The sequence below is a fragment of the Paenibacillus sp. FSL K6-1096 genome (assembly GCF_037977055.1).
Taxonomy (GTDB): Bacteria; Bacillota; Bacilli; order Paenibacillales; family Paenibacillaceae; genus Paenibacillus_AQ.
This window is the reverse complement of sequence record NZ_CP150274.1, coordinates 6,033,610-6,055,242: the sequence shown is the minus strand read 5'-3', so window position 1 is coordinate 6,055,242 and position 21,633 is coordinate 6,033,610. Positions and strand designations below refer to the sequence as shown.

The following is a 21,633-nucleotide window of genomic DNA, read 5'->3' as shown; positions in this document are numbered from 1 at the left end:
CCAGGAGCATGTCCCGGCCTTCCTATGAATTGTACACTATATCCTCATCCGGTGGCGGATTCCCGGAAGGCGGTGGCGCTGAGTCCGCTGTCCCGCTTAAACGCCCGGCAGAACGTGTTTGTGGAATGATAGCCGACCTGCTCGGCGATCTCCCGGATCGGCAGACCCGTGTTCGCCAGCAGTGCCTTGGCTTCGTTCATCCGCAGATTCTCCAGATATTCCGAGAAATTCGTGCCCGTCTGTTCCTTGAAGAACTGCGACATGTAGCCTTTGGAGATATTCATGTGCTCCGCTACGGCATCCAGGCTGAGATTGGCCTGCCCGAACTGCTCCTGAATATAGACGAGAATAGCGTCAAGCAGCTTGACATTGCGGCTCTTCTTGCGCTGGTCGGCTTCCTCGCTCATGGTGAGGAATATCTCGGCCGCACGCTTATAGACCTCGCGCAGATTCCCGGTGGCGTTCAGCTGCTGGAGCAGGCTGCTGACCTCCTCCGGGTATTGCAGCATAAGCTGCTCCTGCAGCTTCACCAGGCAGCTGATCATCTCACAGCAGAAGAGCTGCTGCATCGCCAGCGGCAGATGCCGCTCCTGAAAGTTCTCACGGAACAGGGAATCCAGCAGCCGGCGCAGCTCTGCCGTTTCCCCCGCCTTCGTGTAATTGCTGAGACGGTTCTCCACCTCTCCCGGGAAATAGAACAGGCTGTTCTCGCTCGGCAGGTCATAGAACCAGGCGGTCTGCACCATTTCCTCATAGGTAATGGATGACAGGGACTGGCGCGCCTCCTCGTAGGAGCCGGACACATCCAGCAGCGAAGCGCGGAAGCCGCCAATGGCGAAATACAGCCCCAGAGTCAGCCGCTCCCCAATCTCCGCTGCGGTATCCCCGATAATGCCTTCGATCCTCCGGCGGAACCGGGTGCTGTCCCCGGCGGTATCCACGAACAGGATGGCGATCTTGTCCTCGGCCACATCATGCACATAGAAGCTCCCGCCCATGGCCAGCCGCAGCGCTTCTTTGATGAGCACCCGCTCCACATCCAGCTTGCGCAGCGCATCCGCACTCATGCCCAGCGTCCCCCCGCGGAAATGAAGAATACCGACGGCATAGGATTCGCCCGCAATCTCCATCTGCTGATGCCGCAGCAGCGTGTTGATCTCATTCAGGCTGAGGAATTCCCCCTTCAGCAGCCGCTCATAGAAGCTTTCCAGCAGCAGGGGAGCCTGCCGCTCAATTTCACCCTGCAGGGCCGCGTTGTTATCAATCAGCGCAGACAGCGAATGCTGAATGAAGCCGTACATCTCCTTGGGCCGCCGGGGCTGCTTGCCGCCGGGGCGCTCGGTCAGCGTCGAGAGAATGCGAAACAGCGGCTTGCCGCTGCGTGTGGCGAACAGATAAGCCAGGAACAAGCCGATCAGCAGGAATGCCAGCACGACAATGATGGTTATTTTTTTGATCGACAGGACCTTGCCCAGAACAACATGCGGGGGCTGAGCCACTACATAAGACCATTTATTATAAGAAGACTTGGTATAGGTCACCATCATATCGTTCGTCTTGGCCGAGGCCTCAATAATCCCGGAAGCCGCCGGATACGCCGCAGGGTCCAGATCGGGAACCGTTCCATCCCCGGATAACGCGCTGACCACCCGGCCTTCATTGTCAATAATCGACACCCAGCCGCCGTCGGAGACATCCACTCCCGAGAGCAGCTTCTTCAGCTTGCGGTTGTCCACCAGAATGACCAGCGCCCCCTGAATGGAGCCCGGATAGCCCAGTGACTGCACGTAAGTGAGCATGTCGTAAGACTTGCCCTGATACTGTGCCGACCCTGAGGCCATCACCTCACGGTTGCGGTAGGTACTGAACAGATCGCTCCGCCAGGTCTCGTAGTCGGTTCCGGCACTGGAGAGCACATAATTATAGAACGCGGGAAGCTCATAAGTGGAATTGGAGGATAAGGCCAAATTGCTGTTCTTAAAAATCAGATAGTAATCCAGCACGAAATTGTTCGAGGTATTATAGCTGTAGAGGTTCTTCTGGGTCTCCAGAACCTTGTAGGTTCTGGTGCTGCTGAACGGATCACTGACACGCGCAAAGCTCTGCACCATCGGATCGTTAAGCAGCTGCAGGGCAATCGTGTTAATCTCGGATAACCGGATATCCATCGTCTCCTTGACCTGCTCCAGAAGCTGCATGTTGCTGCCGGTCACTTCATCTTTGACAACATCGTAGGTCAGCTTATAAAAGAGTCCTCCAAGACACAAAGCAAAAACCATGAATGAAATATAGGGTATCATCAAACGCATGAACAGATGCTGCTGTTCCGGCCACTTCCTAATCCGCATGGCTAGTGCCCCTCCTTTTTCAATCCTATCAATGTAAGAATACATGACTCCTCATGAAATTCTTGTCAAAAAATAAGTCAAAACCGCATATTATGTCGATTATTATAACATCAAGCTTCAAATTTAGGTATTACACTTTTTGAATTGTAATGTATTTTCATATGTTATGCCGCAAAAAAAGCCGCTCCCTCCGAACATAAGGTTCAAGAGGATAACGGCAGTAAAGATTACATGCAAGCTATATTTATTTCACATAAGCGGCAGCAGCCCGGACGAACCGCTCCAGCGCTTCAGCCAGCAGAGAACGCGGGCAGGCGAGATTGATCCGCAGATAGCCTTGGCCTTCCGCTCCGAAGACGGAACCTTCGTTGAACGCAACCTTGGCTTCGCGGTACATCAGCTGCTTAAGCCCGTCTGAATCCAGGCCGAGGGCGCGGCAGTCGATCCACAGCAGATAGGTGGCTTCCGGCTGCATCGGCTTCACCTGCGGAAGATGCTCGGCAAGGTAGGAGATGGCGTAGTCAGCATTGCCGTGAATGTGCAGAATCAGCTCATCGAGCCATTCATCGCCTTCATTATAAGCGGCCTCGACCGCCTCCGGTGAGAAGAACGGCGACATATGCAGGCTGAGCGTCTTAATCTTGTAATCGAACCTCCGCTTCAGCTCCGGGTTCGAGGTTACGATATAAGAAGTCTGCAGTCCCGGCAGATTGAAGGTTTTGGTAGCAGCCAATGTGGTCAGCGTAATGTCTGACAGCTCCGGTGACAGCGAGGCGAACGGAATATGCTTGTGTCCGGGCATAATCATATCGCAGTGAATCTCATCCGAGATCACCGTTACCCCGTACCGCAGGCACAGCTCGCCCAGACGCAGCAGCTCTTCGCGCTCCCACACTCTGCCGCCCGGATTATGCGGATTACACAGCAGCAGCAGCTTCGCGCCTCCGGCCATCAGCTCCTCCAGCTGTACATAGTCCATCACGTAATGCCCGTCTTCCAGCTTCAGCGGATTCGCCGCCACCTTGCGGTCATTCATGCGGATCACATCATAGAACGGATAATATACCGGCGACTGCAGGATCACCTGATCGCCCGGCTGGCTGAACAGCTCCACAGACAGGCTGAGCGAGGTGACAATTCCCGGAGAGTCCGAGATCCAATCCTTCTGAATCTCCCAGTCGTGGCGTCTGCGGTACCAGCCCGCAATTGCCTCTTTGTAAGAATCGCCACCCACACTGTAGCCGTAGATACCTTCCTGCACCCGGCGCAGAATGGCTTCCTGTACGGCCGGCGGACTCTCGAAGTCCATGTCGGCTACCCACAGCGGGAGAATATCCTTATCCCCGAACAGCTTCTCGGATTGATCCCATTTGTAGGAACGGGTATTGCGGCGGTCAATGATACGGTTAAAATCATACTTCAACGGTACTCACCCATCCTTTCTGCTTGTCCGTCCATTGTACCACGGAGGAGCGGCTTACGGCATCCCGCTTTCCGCTTTCAGCTGCCCTTGCGCAGCCGTTCCACCGACTGGCCCAGCCGGGCCGCCTCCAGCGGCTTCAGCACATAATCGACAATGTTATGGTCGAAGGCCCAGAGGGCATGCTGCTTATTCTCGGTGACCACCACAATCTGAATTGCCGGAAGCTTCCTCTTCACCAGTTCGGCTACCACAATCCCCTGCTGGCCGGGCAGCTGCAGATCCAGGAACAGCACATCGGGCTCCAGCAGAATAATCTGATCCACCACATCCCGGGGACAAGCCGACATGCCGATTACATTTACCTTGCCTGTGTGCTGCAGCATGGAAGACAGCGTATGGAGATCCTTTTGGTTCACATCCAGCAGGTATGCCTTGATCATCTGGGTTTCTCCTCCTTCCATAAGGGAACTTGCCGTGTACATCTTTCAGGCTTTTGTCTAAAAAAAGTGCTGTCCCTGCGCTTGCTGAGCAAACGCCAGTGGGACAGCTACAGTTCATAATTTTACTGGAAGGATGCAGGCAGCAGGCTGCGCAGATCCTCCGTGTTCACTACCAGATGGATATTGTTCATCGTCCGCAGCGAGCCGGAGATGATCCCGGCAAGCTCGCCGCGGGCATCCAGCAACGGCCCGCCTGACATGCCGCTGGCGATCTGGGCCGAGGTCAGAATCCTGCTTCTGCCGTTGATCTCGGCCGCCGGCGTGTTGACAATGCCCTCTGTGATGATCGCGGTATTCTTGAGCGGATAGCCCAGGGCGTATACGGCCTCACCGTGCTTCAGCTTGTCCTTGCGCAGCGGCAGATAATTATAGGCATTGCCCTTCTGCTTCATCGCCGCCGGACTGGGCAGCTCCAGGACGGCAACATCCTTAAGCTCATCGAACCTTGTGACCTTGATCGGACTGATGACCGTTCCGTCTGCCATGATGCCTTCGAAGCGCTGTCCACCTTTAACCACGTGATACGCCGTTGCTGCCGTTCCGGCCGGGGACAGGATGATTCCTGTCCCGGTGGAACTTGCGGTACCGTCGCTTTTCAGCACCCGCAGATAGAAGATCGCTTCACTCGCCATGGCGTAGCTCTGCTCGGCATTATATACGCCTGGCGTATCAGCACTGGTCGTACCCTCATTGAAGAGCACCGCTACGATCAGCGAGAAGATCAGGCTCACGGCAAGCAGCTTTGTTTTCATCCGCGTTGCTCCTTTACCTATGAATTTCTGTTATTTCACAGCCGACATGATGTCCTTGTAAGCCCAGTGGGTTGCCGGAACATCCTTGAACCGTACAGCCGTTACCGTCAGCTTCTTCGTGCCGGCAATCCGGTTGATCAGCACTACCGCCTGCGCCCGGGTAATCGGTGTTCCCGGCTTGAAGGTTCCGTCAGGGAAGCCTTGCACATAACCCGCTTTGGACAGGGCGTTGACATATTTCTCTGCCCAGTGTCCCTGCAGATCCTTCTGCTTCGTTACGCCTGTCTCAGTGACATCAAGCTTCAGTACGGTTGTCATGATTTTGGAGAACTCGGCTCTGGTCAAGCCCTTCGTTCCGCCGAATCCGCCATCCGGGAAGCCTTCAATAATACCGGCCGATGCGAAGAATCCGGTCAGGGCTTCATTTTCGGCATTGACATCATTGAACAGATTGCCTACATTCACTTCTTCCATATCGAGCAGCGGGGCAAGCGACTGGATCAGCTCATACCGGGTAATGGCTGCGTTCGGCAGGAACAGGCCATCCGGATAAGCCGCAATATACTTGATCTCTCCGCTATTGCTCTTCAGGTTATACTTGGCATTCTCCACCACGTATTCGATGGTAATGACTTTCGGGTCTTTGTCCGTGATGGCTTTGACCGTCATACTCTTGGTGATCAGCAGCTCACCGGTGTATTTCGTACTCTTGGTAGTCGGTTCGCTGCCGTCTGTTGTGTAGTAGATCGTCTGCCCTTCAGGAGCTGTCAGCTTCAGCTTGCTGTTCTTGGCAATCTTGACCGGCGCTTCACTGTCTCCATTCACCGTGGTTGTACCTGCAACTGCTGTGATCGCAGGAGCTGCCGGGGCAGGTGTCGGGCTTGGAAGCGGAGCAATCGTACCGCCACCACCGCCGCCTCCTCCGCCACCGCCGGTGCCAGGGTTCGGATTATTAGGGACTACTAGCGTCCAGGTCCAGGCTGCAACCGGGCTGTACTCTTTGCCGGTTGCAATCGTAATCGCTTGGACTGTAGTGTCCTTCGTAAGAACGATGGGTCCGCTGTACACCAGCGAAGTCTCCGTAGGTGTTGTACCGTCCAGTGTATAGTAGACCGTTCCTCCCTGCTCGCTTGTTGCCAGCTCCACCTTTACCTCACTGGTGAAGGTCTTCTCTGCAGGTGTCGCAGTAGGCACAGCTGCCGAGCTTGGGTAACGCAGTGGTGCTGTATTGACCGCAATACTTCTGCTCTGTCCTCCGGCGGTTGCCTTCAGTATTGCGCTGCCGTCTGATTTCAGACTGCCGATATTGCCGTTTACTTCAGCCTTCGCCGGATCAGCGCTCCAGGAGAGTGCTCCGCCGCTGCTCAAGTGGAATGCCGAACCCACGCGGTTAATCAGATCCTGCGGGTTCAGGATGACTGCGGCTGAAGCAAGCGTCCCTTCGTCTGTTCCGTTAAAGGCCAGAAGGACCGGATAGAATGTGTTCTTGGCTGCCCAGATTCCGGCATCCAGGCCTGCCGGCAGATTCGCGCCGGTCAGCTCTGTGCCGAGAAGTCCCGTGGCACCGCTGTTGTTGCCGGCCACTGCCTGGCCGTTCAGGTTGTAGTACGCAATATTATTCTTCAGCATTTGTCTGTTGAACAAGGACTGGCTGATTGTGGCATTATCCGATTTCTGTCCGGCAATCCCTCCGAAGAAGGCCTGCAGCGGTTGAATTTTGCCCTTCACTCCAGCCTTCACTTCTCCGGTATTCAGGGAAGAAGTAATCGACCCGCTCTCCGCCAGACCGGCAATACCGCCCGCCCATGCGGTAGATACGCCTTCTGCAAGAACTGTAGCGGCAGAGTAGCTGTTCTTGATCTCGCCCGCATTCAGGCCGCTGATTCCGCCGGCAATCGCCTGGGCCGAAGCCACACGGATATCGCCGTAGGCAACCGATTCAGTAATGGTGCCTTCCGCACTGTTCTCACCGGCAATTCCGCCGGCAGCCAGTGCCGTAACATCAATATTGCCCTTCGACACAGCTTGGTGAATCACTCCGGCGTTCTGTCCGGCAATTCCGCCAATCCGGCCTGCCCCGGTAAGGGTCACCCCTTCATTCGTGACCTTCTCCAGAGTGCCCTGATTCACGCCTGCCACTCCGCCTGCGGCAGCACTTCCCGCCACGGAGCCGCTGACCTTCACATTCCGGATCACTGCACCAGTGTGGTTGATCCCGGCAGCGATACCTGCATTCACTGCGCCGGAGATATCCGCTCCGGTAAAGCTCACATTCAGGAGCTGGCCACGGTTATCCTTGATGAATCCGGCAGTCTGCTGGCCGGAGGACTTCAGAGACAGTCCGCTGACCGTATGGCCTTGGCCGTCGAACACGCCTGTAAAGCTGTCGAACGCAGTCCAGAAGCGGCCGTCAAGACCGATATCCGCCCCGAGCTGGATCGTTGCCAGCTCCGGCTTGCCGTCAGCCGTTCGGTTGAACAGCTTGTAATAATTCAGGCCTGTCTCGTTATAGAACATGACTGCCCCCGCGAGCTGCAGCGGAGTCTCTACTGTAATCGTGGCATCCGTCAGATCGTTCAGGAAGCTGGTATCATAATCGATACTCCACAGTCCCGAGCTCAGCGGATCAACCGCTGCTGTACTTACGGCAGCTGGAGCTGTACCTGTATTGCGGCCTACAGCAGCCAATGTGCCTGTGTAGGATGAACTAATGATTTTACCGTCCCGGAAGTTATAACCGACCAGTGCGCCTTTGGAGACATTGTCCCCTGCAACCGCCACGCTAATCTGCGGTACATTCGCATATACACTGGTCAACGTTCCGTCATTATAACCGGCGAAGCCGCCGTTATAGGAGCGGGTCGAAGACTTCACTCCGACGGTAGACAGCTTATTCTGCAAAGCGTAAGACTTGCTAATGCTGCCGCTTCTCTCCACGGAGGCAGCGAACCCGCCGCTGCGTGTGTCGAAGCCGGTATTGCTGATGTCCCCGGAGGCATAGGAATCCGTGATCGAATAATGATCTACAGAGCCGGCGAAGCCGCCGACATAAGAGCCTAATCTGCCGCTGACATTCAGCTTGCCTGTGGCATAGGACTTCTGAATCTGTCCGGCAAGCGTACCGTTCTCACCCAGGAGTCCGGCAAAGCCGCCTGCATAGATTGTATTATCCTGATTGGTATCTGTAATCACTACCGGAATATCGGCATGGGTATTCGTAATCAGGAGATGATCGGCCATACCGATCACCCCGCCGGCGCGTGTCGCCGGTACCGCTTCACCCAATGTAACCGCTGAGCCGACTGTGATGGACTCGCCTGAGCCGGAGATCACCTTGCTGTAATGAATCTCGCCGCCGTCTCCCCAGCCGACAAGACCTCCGGCGTTGATCACTCTGCTGTTATCCGCGTTCACACCGCTTCTGACAATGGTATCCACAATGATGCCATTGCTGTATCCGGCAACTCCGCCTGCGCTCACTGTATTGCCGCCGGTTACCTTCAGACCGGAGGATACTTCGGAGCTGTAGATGGAGGCATCCGTATTCTTGCCGGTCAGACCGCCCGCATAGAGGTCAGCACGATGGTCTGTTCCGGTAACTGTAATCTGGCCGTTATGAACCTTGGCGATGTAAATCCCCTTATACAGCGGGTACGCCTTGCCAAAGTCAAAGCCCTGATCGATATCGTCTGCTGAGATCGTTCCGGCGATCCCGCCGGCCGCAACCTCACCGCTCTTCGCCGAAGCTTGAAGCACAGGTGACGAATCGGCATGGTAGATGATGGAATTATCGCTTACGCCAACAATACCTCCGGCAGTGATTACTTCACCGGCAGCCTCAAGGGATGCTTGGAACCTGGCATCGTTGATCGCTGTACGGACAGCCGATCCGGCAATCCCGCCGAGCACAGCCTTCAGGCTATCGCCGGTCGTAGCCAGCTTCACGCCTGACACTGCTGCATGTTCAATATCGAAGCTGCTGCCGTTATCCACAGAACGGACCAGCATTCCGCGGAGGTTGCCTTCCTTCAGGCCCACAACACCACCAGCCGTACCATTGGCTGTCAGCTGTACGCCGCTTCCAGGACCGGTTACTGTCACGTTCTGAATATGGTTTCCTTCATCAGACTGCCCGATCGCTCCGCCCAGGATGGAGTCAAGCCCCCGTGCCTCCAGGGTTCCGTCTGCAAAGCTTACCGTCAGATCCTGTGCCTCGCCGGACTGGAATTGACCAACCAGTCCGCCAACAGTGGCTTCCATTCCTGTGGAGGAGATCCGGTATCTTGAATTCACCTCAAGGGCCAGACCTGTCACATTACCATTCTGCACCCCGATAATTCCGCCAATGATGGCATGGTCAGCTGCGCTGCCGATGCTGCCGTCCTTATCGTGGATGACATAGGTCTCAGCTGTAATATCCGCTGTGTTGTCGCCGATAAGACCGCCGGCGATGCCGCCTTCAGCCACCGTCTCAATCCGGCTTCCGCCGTCCAGCGTAAGCTGCAGGCCGTCAACACTGCCTGAGTTCTGGCCGATGATACCGCCGACAATACCGCCGCTGACCTTCACACCGCCAAGCAGCTTAAGGTCCACATTCTTGACGGTCCCCAGATTCGTCCCGGCCAGCACACCGGTGTAGCCGTTGCCGGCAACCGTGAGCGGCTCCAGATTCATGTTCTGCACTGTAGCATTCGCTCCAATGATTCCGAACAGTCCGGAATGTGTATAGACCGGCTGCAGAGTCAGACCATCGATCAGCTGGCTTTTCCCGTCGAATGTTCCTTCAAAAGGATTGGCTTCTTTATCACCGATAGGCACCCATTGCTTGGATTGGATATGAATCGGATTCATCACGGTCACGGCTCTGTCCTTAAAGCTGAATTGCTCTACACCGGCAATGGTGCCGTTGACAATTCCCGCCAGACCGGCCAGCTCAGCCTCCGAGGTGATCTCGAAGCCGATTGCATCCTTATCCTTCGTGTACCAGTTGATATTGGCATTCACGTTATTGCCGTTGTCTCCGCCGCCTGTGTTGGCAATGCGGTTGACTTCAGGGTAACGGTATGCCGCGCTCAGTGAGCCGTATTTCCAGGCTCCCTCAAAATCCCAGCCCGACAATCCCGGGAATACTGTTCTGTCCTTCAGTGTCTCCGACAGAATGGTAGTCAGCCGGACATGCACATTCAGCCAGCGGTGATTGCCCTCTGCGAAGTCAGGCAGGTCGCGGTTGATGTTCAAGCCTTCGTCTTTAATATAGTAGGATTTATAGAGCAGCTCTTTACTTGCATTATCGTAACGTCCGGCGAAGCCTCCGGCATAAGCAGTCTTATCTGCCGGTACATTAACCTCTGCCGCTGAGTATACATTGGTTATTTTACCGTTTGTAATTCGGCCAACGAAGCCGCCGGCATAAGAATTGTTTTCTGCGGCATTAACGCTTTTCGCCACATAAGAGTTCTTGACTGCCCCGCCGGACAGCTCGCCGATCAGACCGCCGACAATGGTATAAACGTTCTTCGCCGTAACCTTGGAGACAGAATACGATTGCTCCACCGTACCGGCTGTATTTCTGCCGATCAGTCCGCCTAAGTAGACCGAACCGCTTGACGTTCCTTTAGCATCGCCCGTCACATCAATATCTACATAAGAGCCAATGACTGCACCGGCATTGCTGCCTGCTAATCCCCCGGCATGTGTACCTGTTCCTTCAATGGTGAGGTTCGCATTGGAATACGTATAGTAGAGTGTTCCTGATGCTGTATTCACACCGGCGAGACCGCCGATGATGGAGGAATTGCCTCTTGAGATCACTGAGATCTTGTCCGTAATGCTGTTGTTGGCAATCAGCGTGCGGTTCTCACCAACCATACCGCCCACAATGGCATTGGCGGAAGTCGCTGAGACTGTACCCAGTGTCCGGGTATTCTGAATCGTGCTGACCGAGGTCACAGGATTCAGTACCGGATCAATACTCTGAGCCGCATTGAGGCCCACAATCCCCCCGGCATACGAGGACACTGCACCGTTGTTAGCCTTCAGATTCAGACCGCTGATATAAGTGTCCACAATAATACCTGTAGCACTGCCGTGGTTATATCCGGCCACCCCGCCTGCAGTAGCGCGTGGTGCATTAAGGGTCAGACTCACCGCTGAACCTACCAGACGTTCCAGCCTGGAGGACTCATTGTAGCCTACAATCCCGCCAACATAGGCGTCTGTAGCCGCTGGTCCTGCCAGAATCAGCATATTCTCCACATTGACCGCTTTGCTGTCACTGCTGATGCTGCTGTTCGTAAGGGTACCTGCCAAGCCGCCGACAGACGGCTTCGCCGCTTGCGCCTGAATGAGCATCAGAGCGCCATCTTCGGCGTTCACTTCCGGGGTTGTAATATCTGTTGTTGCCGCTGCTCCAACGATAGCTCCTGCTTTGGCATCCGCCGCTGTCAGTGTAATCATCGGGTCCGACCCGGGAACATTCAGCACAGCGGATGTAATGCCTGCACGTGCGGCAGGAGTCTCCGTCCCTTCTGAATGTCCGGCAATCCCGCCCGCTTCAGCACGCACACCGCTGGCTTCAATAGACAGCTGAGTTACGGTAGCATTCACCAGCTGTCCGGCATTGAAGCCGGTATTCCCGCCAAGCTGGTTATCTGCACCACTCGCGGTGATGGCTACATTCTCCGCATGATTGAACGGGGAGGCTGCGGCTGAATGGTTCTCACCGAACATGCCGCCGGCTTTTACCGTAGCGCCTGTAGCCTTAATCTCGATACGATTCGTGTGCCCGTTGAACTGGGCAGCCGAATTATGCCCTGCACCGCCGCCGAAGCTTACCTTATCAGCCTTCAGCTCTGTGCGGATATCCTGCACTTGCACAGGCACGGCTGCAGATCCGATGACCGCATCCGCCGTCAGCTTGCCTGCGGCGCCGCCGATGGTATACCCGCTTCTTCCGGCTTCATTCAGGAAGCTGATCCGCGAGGCTTCACCGCCGGTCAGTGTCAGCGGCTTGGTGTTCACACCCACTAGTCCGCCGAATGTGATATTGTCCTGCCCGTCTGCCGCATCCGCTGCTGCAGCCTGAAGCACCAAAGTGCCGTAGCCTGCCGATTCAGCATCTCCGGCAGCTACTCCGCTTACTGTACCCTGTGCGTTACCGGCAATCCCGCCGATAACCCCGCCAGCCGAAGTAACCTGCAGCGTAGCATATTTAATAGAAGAATTAGTCAAGGTTCCTTCCAGATAACCGGCGATTCCGCCGATGGTGCCATCGGAAGTGATGCTCAGATGATCCCCTTCCGTCTTGCCGGTCACTGAAGATGCAACGATTCCGCCGATTTCGTAACCCACAGTACCGCCGGTGTATACATTGGCAGTCCCTTTAACCTTCAGCTCGCCGGTGGAAGAGGTCTGAGTAATGTTACCGCCTGCATCGTAACCGGCAATTCCGCCGGTGTAGACGGCTTTACCGCCGTTAACCGAGATCAGCTCTTTATTCTCGAATACGCCTGCCGCAGCATTGCTGGTCACCAGCCCGCCTGCGGCGTATCCAACGAATCCGCCGGTAGCTACATTCTCTGCGCCTGTTGCGGTAATCTTTTGTGTATTCGTATAAGGCTGCGTCCAGGTGAACTTACTGCCGGTATATCCGGCAATCCCGCCGGTATATACGTTCTTGCCGCCGTTATTGGTAACCGGCGCTGTATTCACAAACGTGATGGAAACCGCTTCGCTTGCTACAGTGCCTGTCGCGCCAACCAGCGCCCCGGCTGCCGAGTTCACAGCCGCTGCTGCATTAACGGTAATTGCACCATTATTGGTAGTCATGTTGGAGAACACGACGGTGTTGTCTACTTTGCCGACAATCCCGCCTGCCGCAACCTGATTCCCTCCGGCAATGGTGACAGGAGCCGTATTAATGATTGGTGTATCTTCATCATTTAGACTAAGAAGTCCTGTGGTGTGCCCCGCAATCCCGCCTGCGGTGAGCACGGAGCTGTCCGTCCCCTGGGCAAGAACCGCACCATTATTGACTATTTTTTTGATGATGATGCCTCTGGAGTCGCCATAGCCCATAATTCCGCCCACATCGGCTGAACCATACGCTGTAACGGTTCCATTATTGATTGAGTTCGAGATCATCCCTTCGCCCATCCCGACTATACCGCCCGTGTACGAGTGGTATGGAGAAGCGTCCGAAGTGATATTGATCTGGTTGGTAATGTCAAACACAATGCTGCTGCCGCTCATTTTACCTACGGCAGAGCCGGCATAGACATCATAGGTTACTCCGGTCACAGAGATGGTGCCAGATTCAAAAATCAGCCCGCCTACTGTACCGCCTACCATGTTCCCTACCAGACCCTGGTAAGACCGGTTCGCAACTACATTCAGCCCGTTAATCTTCTTGATTAACCCGCCTTCCGTGATTAAGGTTCCCCGGAAGGGATGCTCGGCTGTACCGATCGGCACCCATTGGTAAGCAGAGAGATCCAGGTCATTCGTAATCTCCAGAATTTTCCCGCTGAGTCCGTTTACGTTGCCTTCATTCACGAGCTTGGCTACACCTGCCAGCTCTTCAGCAGTCTTAATTTGGAAGGTATCGTTCGTTGGCACATACCAACTGGTCTCGGCTGTGCTGTCCCAGGTCTGCGGATCAGCCTTGGCCATGATGCCTCCGGCCACTGCGGCAACGACAATGACCGCCAGTGCTATTAGATAACCTATCCATGATTTTCGCTTCAAAGCCATGTTGACACCACCTGAATAGTATTGTGATTGGGGAACTCCCAGCAGAGTGTGCCCGCCCGCTTACAAGCGAACGGGCACATCCTTGTTATTGCTTGGCTGTAATGAACTGATCAAGCCGGATGGCAATGGCTGCCGCCTGTTCACGCGTAAGCGGACTGGACGGATTCACCTTGTTGCCTTCTCCGAGGATAATGCCGTTCTTGATGCTCATTGCCACTGCTTGTCTTGCCCATGCCGGAACCTTGTCCTTGTCAGTGAAACCAGCGAGGATCGAGGTGACTTCACTCTCGCTCAGCTCACTGCCCGGATTAACCTGATTCAGCAATCTGCCCAGCATCGTCATCGCTTCCACCCGTGTCAGCGTATCCTTAGGCGCATACTTGCCGCCTTCAAGACCAGTGACAATACCCAGTTCTGCGGCAATGGAGACGCTGCGGTTATACCAGCTGCTGCTGCTGACATCACTGAAGCCTGCAGAAGCTGCCTGCTTGTTCATCAGACCTGTAACACGCAGCAGGATGGTCGGATACTCTGCTCTGGTCACTTTACCGGCCGGATCGAAGAGTTCCGCTGACTTACCCATAACGAACAGCTTGGCGGATGCAGCCGCAATGCCTTCCTTACCCCAGCCTGAAGGCATATCCTTGAAGGTCTTCTGGTTGCGGATGAAGAAGAGGCTGCCTTCTCCGGTCAGCTGCACATGGACTGCTGTGCCGCTGCTGTCCAGCTTCCAAGGTACTGTTGTCCAGTTGCCGTCTTTGTCCTTAAGCACCATGGCCGTAATCTCCTTGGCCGCAAGCGGCGCAGGAATCGCGATCTTGGCGGCGAGTGCCGGAGTCCAGCTGGCCTGCGGCAGGTTCACGGTAACTGTTGCACCTTGTCCAGCCCCCATCAGGGTGAAGCCTTGCTGGTCGGCAACAGCCTTCATGGCCTGCTGATCGGCAGCACTGTTGGCACCAATACCGATGGTAAGTCCTGCTGTTACACCTGCAAGATTCTCAGGTGCAATCACCAATTGTCCCATAGGAACCTCAATCACAATCTTCTTCTTCGCGGTCAGCTGCTGCTGAACCACGCTCTGGTCTACACGGATACTGAATGCTTTGGCATTCGGATCGGTGGAGCTTACCGTGAGGTCACTGCCAGCCGCAGCTTCTTTATCCGTAATGTGTACGATGGCTGTAAGTCCATTCCACTCTGTCTTCACGGCCTGGCCGTTGACGGTAACCTCGGCGGCCTGTTCCGGCGCTTGTTCTTCAACAACTCCCGGTACGGCACCACCGCCTCCGCCGCCAGCACCGCCGCCACCGCCTGAACCGCTGCTGGTCCAGACTGATACAGGAACGCTACCGGAAGCCTTAACCAGCTTGTCCAGGGAGGTACGCTTAGCCAGCACGACGATGGCACCCGGATGAGCGGTCACGATACCATCAAGCGGAAGCAGACTCCATGAGCTTACATTGTCATTAAATTTCAGTTCTGCCGGATTGGACGAGAAGACCTTGTAAGCGATCTGCTGTCCGGTCATATCCCCGGCGGAAGTCACCGTAATCTTCGTGTGGTTGCTGTCTCCGCTAATCGCAGAGGATACGGCTTGTACAGTACCGAGTTCACTCGGTTCCGGTACAGCTACAGTCGTCACCGCCATGCCCTTGAGCGTAACACCCTCAGACACCTTGTACTCGGCTTCAATCAGACTGGAGCCTGTAGCCAGTGCAGTAACATTGCCTTGTGCCGACAGGGATACTGCATCGCCTACGGCAATTTCATAAGTCAGATTAGCCAGATCCTTGCCGGTAATCGGCTCATCCTTGAATTTCGGCTTGCCGTTATCATCCTTGCCATCCGACACCTTGAGATAGGCCTGAATTTGGCCTGCCGCACCCGGCGTCAGCGTCTCTGCGCCCTTCAGAACCAGGGCAACCGGTACTTTGAAGCCGGCATTCGTAATATCCACAACCGCTGTATTCTGATTGCCCGCCTCGTCCTTAGCCACAATGCTGAGGGCGACGGAAGGGTCAGCCGAGTTAATCTTCACGGTTCCGTTGAAATCACCGGTTAATGGGTCCACTGAAAGTGAAGCCGGAATCTCAACATCCTTGTATTTCCCATCCGGCTGTAACTGGCTCACGGTATACACTGCGCTCAGCTTGGTTCCTGTAGTTGTAGTTCCTGCTACACGAATCTCACCGTTCGCCGTCCGTTCACCCGTAACCGGCTCTGTGAGATACAGCACCGGTGCGATGGTATCCACAGTCATATACAGCATGGTTACCGAGATGTCCTTAGTCACTGTGTTTCTGGCTCTCAGTTCGAGAGCGAACGGTCCGTCCGTCTGGAACTGGTCGAGATTGAGAATACCTTCGCTTGTGCCATCTGCCTTGTTCTTCAGAGCTACTGTCGCAATGGATTTGTCAGCATAGAAAGCTTCCACCGTCACATTGGACTGGCTTGAAGAGAGCGTCAGCTTCTGCTTCGTTTCATTCGTCAACAGGTTCACGTAGTTGCCGGATTTATCGTCTACTGTGCCTGATGTGCTGGTTAAGGTCAGCTTCGGCAGACTAGGAACCGGCAGCAAGGTGCTGCTGCTGTCCCGCCGCTCGGCATAATGATAGTTCTGATGCTTGTCGGCATCCTCGGTTGGAACCGTTGCGGAAGTAACGCCGATGACGTAGTTCTTATTCTCTTGAAGACCGACGTATTTCACCTTGCTCAGATCAAGCACTGTGCCTTCAAGGCTGCCCTTGTAGACTTCATCTGTTGTAGTTACAGCCTTCCAGCCGCCGATCAACAGACCTTCGTATTTGCCTGTGGACGCATTCCAGTAAGGCTTAAGCTCCTGCTCGGTATACAAAAGCTCTCCAAACGGAGCATATTCACTCAGTTTGCTGCCATCATCCAGCTTCGCATCGACCACGTAGCTATGCTCGAAGCCGCCCTGACCCGATTTCTTCGCTCCCGGCTTGAAGGAGAGCGAGAACAAACCGTTGCCGGCAGGCTCAACCTTGACCTCACTGACACTCTGCGGTGCAAGCGGATCAATGATTTCAAAGCGCTGCGGTGATGTCTTCGTCCCAAAGTTCGAGCTGGATTTCAGCTCGGCCCGCAGGTAATAGTTGCCTTGTCTGAGCAATCCGCGGATATCCTCGGGGTTGCCCATCAATGTTACATTGGTGACATCAATTACTTTGCTGCCGCTGGTGATTCCGCCGCTGACCGAGCCGCCTGCGCCGACCGGCACATCCTTGGCAATCAGCATGCCCGGATCACCCGTCTGCAGAATTTCTTGGCCATTCAGCATTTCCTTGCGGTTCGTAACTGCATCCTCAGCCAGATACAGGTTCACAGTATCGCCTTCGGCTGCGTTGGCTACTTTCCAGGAGGCTGTGAACTTATTCGCATCCGAGCTGTCCTTCGCCAGGCTGACTTCATTCAGCGTAGGCAGGGTAGGGACGTTGAGCAGCTTGGTGTCAACCGCCGAGACGGCTGTCAGCTTCCAAGTTCCGCCTTTGGTGGCTTCATTCTCAGGAATAATGATATAAGCTCTGCGAATATCCACTTCATCGTTCAGTCTGGATTTATCTCCAGATTTGAAGCTTGCAGGAATATATTGTGTAAAAGCATTTGCCGTAGGATCAGTATTCGTGTTGTCGAATTTCACCGGATAATTCTTGCCTGACGCATCCTGCAGCTTGAATTCCGGCATTTCCTTGCTGCTGTACTCCATTTCAATAATGGCATTGCCGGCTACGCCGTCCATCGGAATCTCATGGATTCTGCCGCCGTTCTTGACCGTAATGCCGCCTACGCCGACATTAACCGATCCGTTCTCAACATATTTAACGCCCTCTTCTACCTCACGGTAGATAATTTCCTGGTTCTCATCCTCGGTAGCTACCTTGGACGTTGCCAGCGTCTGCACACCTGCACCAATCACCATCAGGCGCGGTCCAAGCTCAGGATCATCCACTACCAGATGGATCATGCCTTCCGGCAGCTGGTCTGTAGAGGTACCGAATTCAATGCCTCCACTCCAGTAATAGGTGATGCCGAGGGAGATGAACAGAATACCGATGCTGCCCCAGACCTTGTCATTGTTGACCCCAAGGAACATACTGGACAGCGGCATACCGCCGACCACCGGTACATCGTTCGGAATCTGCACCTTCGAGCTGATGTAGCCTTCAAAATCAGTGCGGTTCTTCTCCAGATTTTGTCCGACGAAGATCCCCGCCTTCCCGATGATGATGTCCCATCCGCCGATATCCATCTCTGCTTCAACGCGCACGAACCATGGGGTTACCCACTGCGCTTCGAGCAGCGCTTTGGTCAGCATTGGAAGCCGGTCGTCTTTCTCCGCATCGGCTTTGGCGGCGAAATCCAGCTTGCCTTCGATCTTAAGGCCGGTACGTTTCACTGTCAGGTCCACATCACCGAAGAAATACGCCGGGGCAATCCCGAACCTCATGCCCACACCTGCTTGAATTGTCAACGGGAACGGGTCTTCTGCCGTGCCGCCGGCAATGGTGTCCGCCAGTTCACGTACTGCACCCCGCACGGCGGTCAGGTAAGTTGCACCTGTGACCAGGATACCCGGTTGCGGAAGCTCTGCCCCGAAGGCAATGACATCCGGGAGAATCCGGCCGTCTTTTACCTTCTTGAGCGAGAATTCAATCTCTACACCCATCATATTCTTCAGCTGCGCCGCGAACTCCAGGCCATATTCATTGCCTACGCCACCACCCTGCACAGCATGCTTAATCGTTACCTTGCCGCTTGGAGCGTCTGGACCTTTTTTCTTATCCGCGTCCTTCTTCTTATCCGGTCCGAACAAGCCCATCTCCTGATTGAGATCGAAGCCCAGGGAGGCATCGACGCCATAGAAGCCGGCACTGTTGAAGATGACATTCTTGATTTCGGAGTTAATGATCTTCAGGGACAACGATCCGCCGAAGGAAATCCCGTTCTCTCTCAGAATGAAATCATTGAAGGAGAAGCCAAAACCGTCAATCGAGAAGCTTGGTGCCCCGAACAGAGACTGCTTGTTAAAGTACACATCCTCAATCATGATCTGGCGCAGCGGATTCAATCTGTCGCCTACGCCGCCGACCGCCCACTTCAAGCTGCCGTTCTGTGTATCGTCTTCCGGATTGCCGTCATTACCTTTCTCATCTTTCTTATCGTCATCATCGTCTTTATCTTCTTCTTCTTTTTCCTTCTCCGGATCGAAGTCTTCTTCTCCAAGCGACTTGTTGAAGCCGTTGAAGAAGTCGAGGGTCCATTCGCCCTTATGGAAGACAAACCCGCTGCTCGCTACGCTCAGCGTTCCCTCACCCTTGACAAACAAGGTATCCAGGAAGGGCAGATCACCCGGAAGGGTGTTTCCGAAGATATCCAGCTTACCGCGTACAAAAGTCAGATCTTTACCTGTATAAGCTACAGCATCATTAATAATTGCCGGTTCTGTCTTGGTATCTACGATAACCTGCTCTTCAGCACCAGTGCCCACCTGCTTGATCATACCGCGGACAGTCACCAGAACCTCACGGTCGAATTCCGGGTCCTTGGCTTCCGCTTCTTCCTTGAATTCCTCGAAGTCCTCTTCTGTAGCAAACAGCTTGTAAGCATACATTGGAGTCTCTTTCAGCGCTTCATCATCCATGAATTCGCTGATATCGAATTTCGGATCAACCGCTTTGCTCGCTGCGCCGAACAACGCTTTGGTCTTCTTATACTCGGTCACAGCCGAGTACAGGAACGAACCGTCCTTGAAAGGCTTGCCCGGGAACAGAGAATTCAACTGATCCAGCAGCTCATCCTTCACAGAGGCTCCGTTCGCAAGGCCGCTAATATCTACAGCTTCCTTATAGACCGCCATCACTCCGGCCTCACGGATTCGCGTATCGTTATTGTCGGTGACCAGGAAGGACTGCGGAGTCGTAATATCATACAGAGCCGCTACTTCCTCATCCCCGCCGGCGTCGCCTTTGTAATCAATCTCCACCTGATACTCGCCAAGCGGCAATTCAGGCCCAAGTCCGGCTTCCACCACATTGCCGCCTGAATCCACCTGATCACCGCCGCGGTACGTAATCCGCATGGCGCCGGAGAATCCGTCATCTGTCGGCTGCATCACCACTGCGTCCTGGACATTGACCTTATACCGGTTACCGTTTGCCTTATTCTTGAGGTACAGGTCAAAGTTCGGTGCAGTCGTTGCATTGCCCGTATTGTAGGCTTCAATATTTGACAGATTCACTGTCAGATATTTCACATCTGTGCTGTACAGCTCAGCCGGTGCAAGTGAGTAGGCATATGTCGCCGTCGCTTCTCCTACCGGCGGCAGCAAAATGAAGTTAGTGCGTGTGGATTCATACTGCGCCTTGATGCCCTCATCCTCAACGCCTTCAATCTTGCCTTGTGTCTCCGGGCTTCTCGCGGAGATCATATATTCCCGGGTAACCGGCCAAGGTCTGCCTTTGGCCTGAACGCGGAAGGTGGCGGTAACTGCGTCGCCCGGCTTGTACTTGGGCTCAATGCCCATGGCCGCTTCATCAGGTGTGGCTGACTTTTTGAACTCCAGCATTTTGCTGCGGGTATTCTCCAGGACAGGATTGCCGTTCGCATCCAGGACATCGTTTCCTTTTTCATCCTGCCTGACGAAGCTAAGCCCGCTCTCCAGCGTCATCTCCACTTCAATCTTGGAGTGCTCCATATTGTAGGCCTGCAGATTCTCTACCTCGGCAATAACGTTGAAGACACCGTTGTTATCATATTTAGTCGGTACGCCTCCGCCTTCAACCGGCTCGGTAGCGAGCTGCTGAACCTGATCGACATAACGGATCGAGAACACTTTATCCGGAGCAGTGAGCTCCCCGAGTCCGTATACAGTCTCGAAGCTCTGGAAGCCTCCCGGTGCCAGCTTCTCCGGGTTCCAGTAGAAGGCAACCGCAGAATCCGCCGTTCCGAAATCATTGGTATCTCTGGTGAAGTCCAGGTTCGGATGTACCTGGTAATCCCATTTCGTATTCGCCAGGCCGTTCCAATGGCCGACAATCATCTCATCCACAATATTAATGTTCTGTTCGGCAAAGTTATTGAAGCCGTAGGCCACCACATTGGTTGCCTGGGGATTCGTCAGATCCAGCTTGTCGCGCATTACCCAATAAGCAGGGATCTTGAAGTACGCTCTGTCCTCTTCCGGAATTCCGGGATCATCCTCCGGATTATGGATCAGCTTCCGCTCCACCTGCAGCGGCGACTTGTACGCTGTGCCAATCTGGAACTGCGGCCCGTCGTTTCCGCCGACCATGGTATCAAGCAGAATCCGGCTGCCGATCTGCACCTGCGCACCGCTCTTGTTATTCACCTCATAGCGGATGTTGACATTACCGGAATTGACAGCATCCTTGCTGTCGGTGTAGAGCATCAGAATCTGCTTGATCTCTACGCCTTTAATCTTCCAGATCATCTCCAGCTGCTTGGTGCCATTGGAATTCTCCACTACCTTGGGTGCAGTAGTCTCTGAATAATGGCTGGCATCGAACTTGTATTTATTGCCGTAAATATAATCCGTTCCGTCGATCCGGAACGTCGTGAACGACGTTTCCGGGTCATCCCCCTGGAACAGCAGGTTTACATTGTTGTCATTCTTGCGGATCGGCTGGCCTTCTACGGTACGAATGCCGTAGCGGCCGGTCTCGTTATCCACGGTAACCTTAATAAAGTCATTCTGGATCATGGTTGTCTTGGTACTGCTGGCCGCCTCAACGAGAGCATGGAAGCTCTCGGAGGTGGACAGAAATACCAGGATTACGGTGAGCATTACCGCTACAATGCGTTTAAACAACTTCACCAAG

At 54.5% G+C, this 21,633-nt stretch carries 6 protein-coding genes; all 6 read right to left on the bottom strand.

Annotated elements, in window-relative coordinates; genetic code table 11:
- Positions 1 to 44 precede the first annotated feature (44 nt).
- Positions 45 to 2,348 (bottom strand): helix-turn-helix domain-containing protein, encoded by a 2,304-nt coding sequence (locus tag MHI24_RS26575; RefSeq protein WP_340022553.1) that lies wholly within the window; start codon positions 2,346 to 2,348, stop codon positions 45 to 47.
- A gap of 244 nt (positions 2,349 to 2,592) precedes the next feature.
- The gene (locus tag MHI24_RS26570) at positions 2,593 to 3,771 is read right to left on the bottom strand and encodes a MalY/PatB family protein (RefSeq protein WP_340022552.1); all 1,179 of its coding nucleotides are present in this window, start codon (positions 3,769 to 3,771) and stop codon (positions 2,593 to 2,595) included.
- Positions 3,772 to 3,848: 77 nt separating this feature from the next.
- On the bottom strand, positions 3,849 to 4,211 hold the full coding sequence (locus MHI24_RS26565; protein WP_340022551.1) for a response regulator: 363 nt from the start codon (positions 4,209 to 4,211) through the stop codon (positions 3,849 to 3,851).
- A gap of 122 nt (positions 4,212 to 4,333) precedes the next feature.
- A complete protein-coding gene (locus tag MHI24_RS26560; RefSeq protein WP_340022550.1) occupies positions 4,334 to 5,023 on the bottom strand; it encodes a serine protease in 690 nt (229 codons plus the stop codon).
- 30 nt (positions 5,024 to 5,053) lie between these two features.
- Positions 5,054 to 13,774 (bottom strand): chitobiase/beta-hexosaminidase C-terminal domain-containing protein, encoded by an 8,721-nt coding sequence (locus MHI24_RS26555; RefSeq protein WP_340022549.1) that lies wholly within the window; start codon positions 13,772 to 13,774, stop codon positions 5,054 to 5,056.
- A gap of 85 nt (positions 13,775 to 13,859) precedes the next feature.
- On the bottom strand, positions 13,860 to 21,629 hold the full coding sequence (locus tag MHI24_RS26550; protein ID WP_340022548.1) for an S-layer homology domain-containing protein: 7,770 nt from the start codon (positions 21,627 to 21,629) through the stop codon (positions 13,860 to 13,862).
- Between the last annotated feature and the right edge of the window lie 4 nt (positions 21,630 to 21,633).

Coding starts and splice junctions, on each gene's coding strand:
- MHI24_RS26575 (WP_340022553.1), bottom strand. CDS start 2,348: ATGCGGATTAGGAAGTGGCCGGAACAGCAGCATCTGTTCATGCGTTTG.
- MHI24_RS26565 (WP_340022551.1), bottom strand. CDS start 4,211: ATGATCAAGGCATACCTGCTGGATGTGAACCAAAAGGATCTCCATACG.
- MHI24_RS26560 (WP_340022550.1), bottom strand. CDS start 5,023: ATGAAAACAAAGCTGCTTGCCGTGAGCCTGATCTTCTCGCTGATCGTA.
- MHI24_RS26555 (WP_340022549.1), bottom strand. CDS start 13,774: ATGGCTTTGAAGCGAAAATCATGGATAGGTTATCTAATAGCACTGGCG.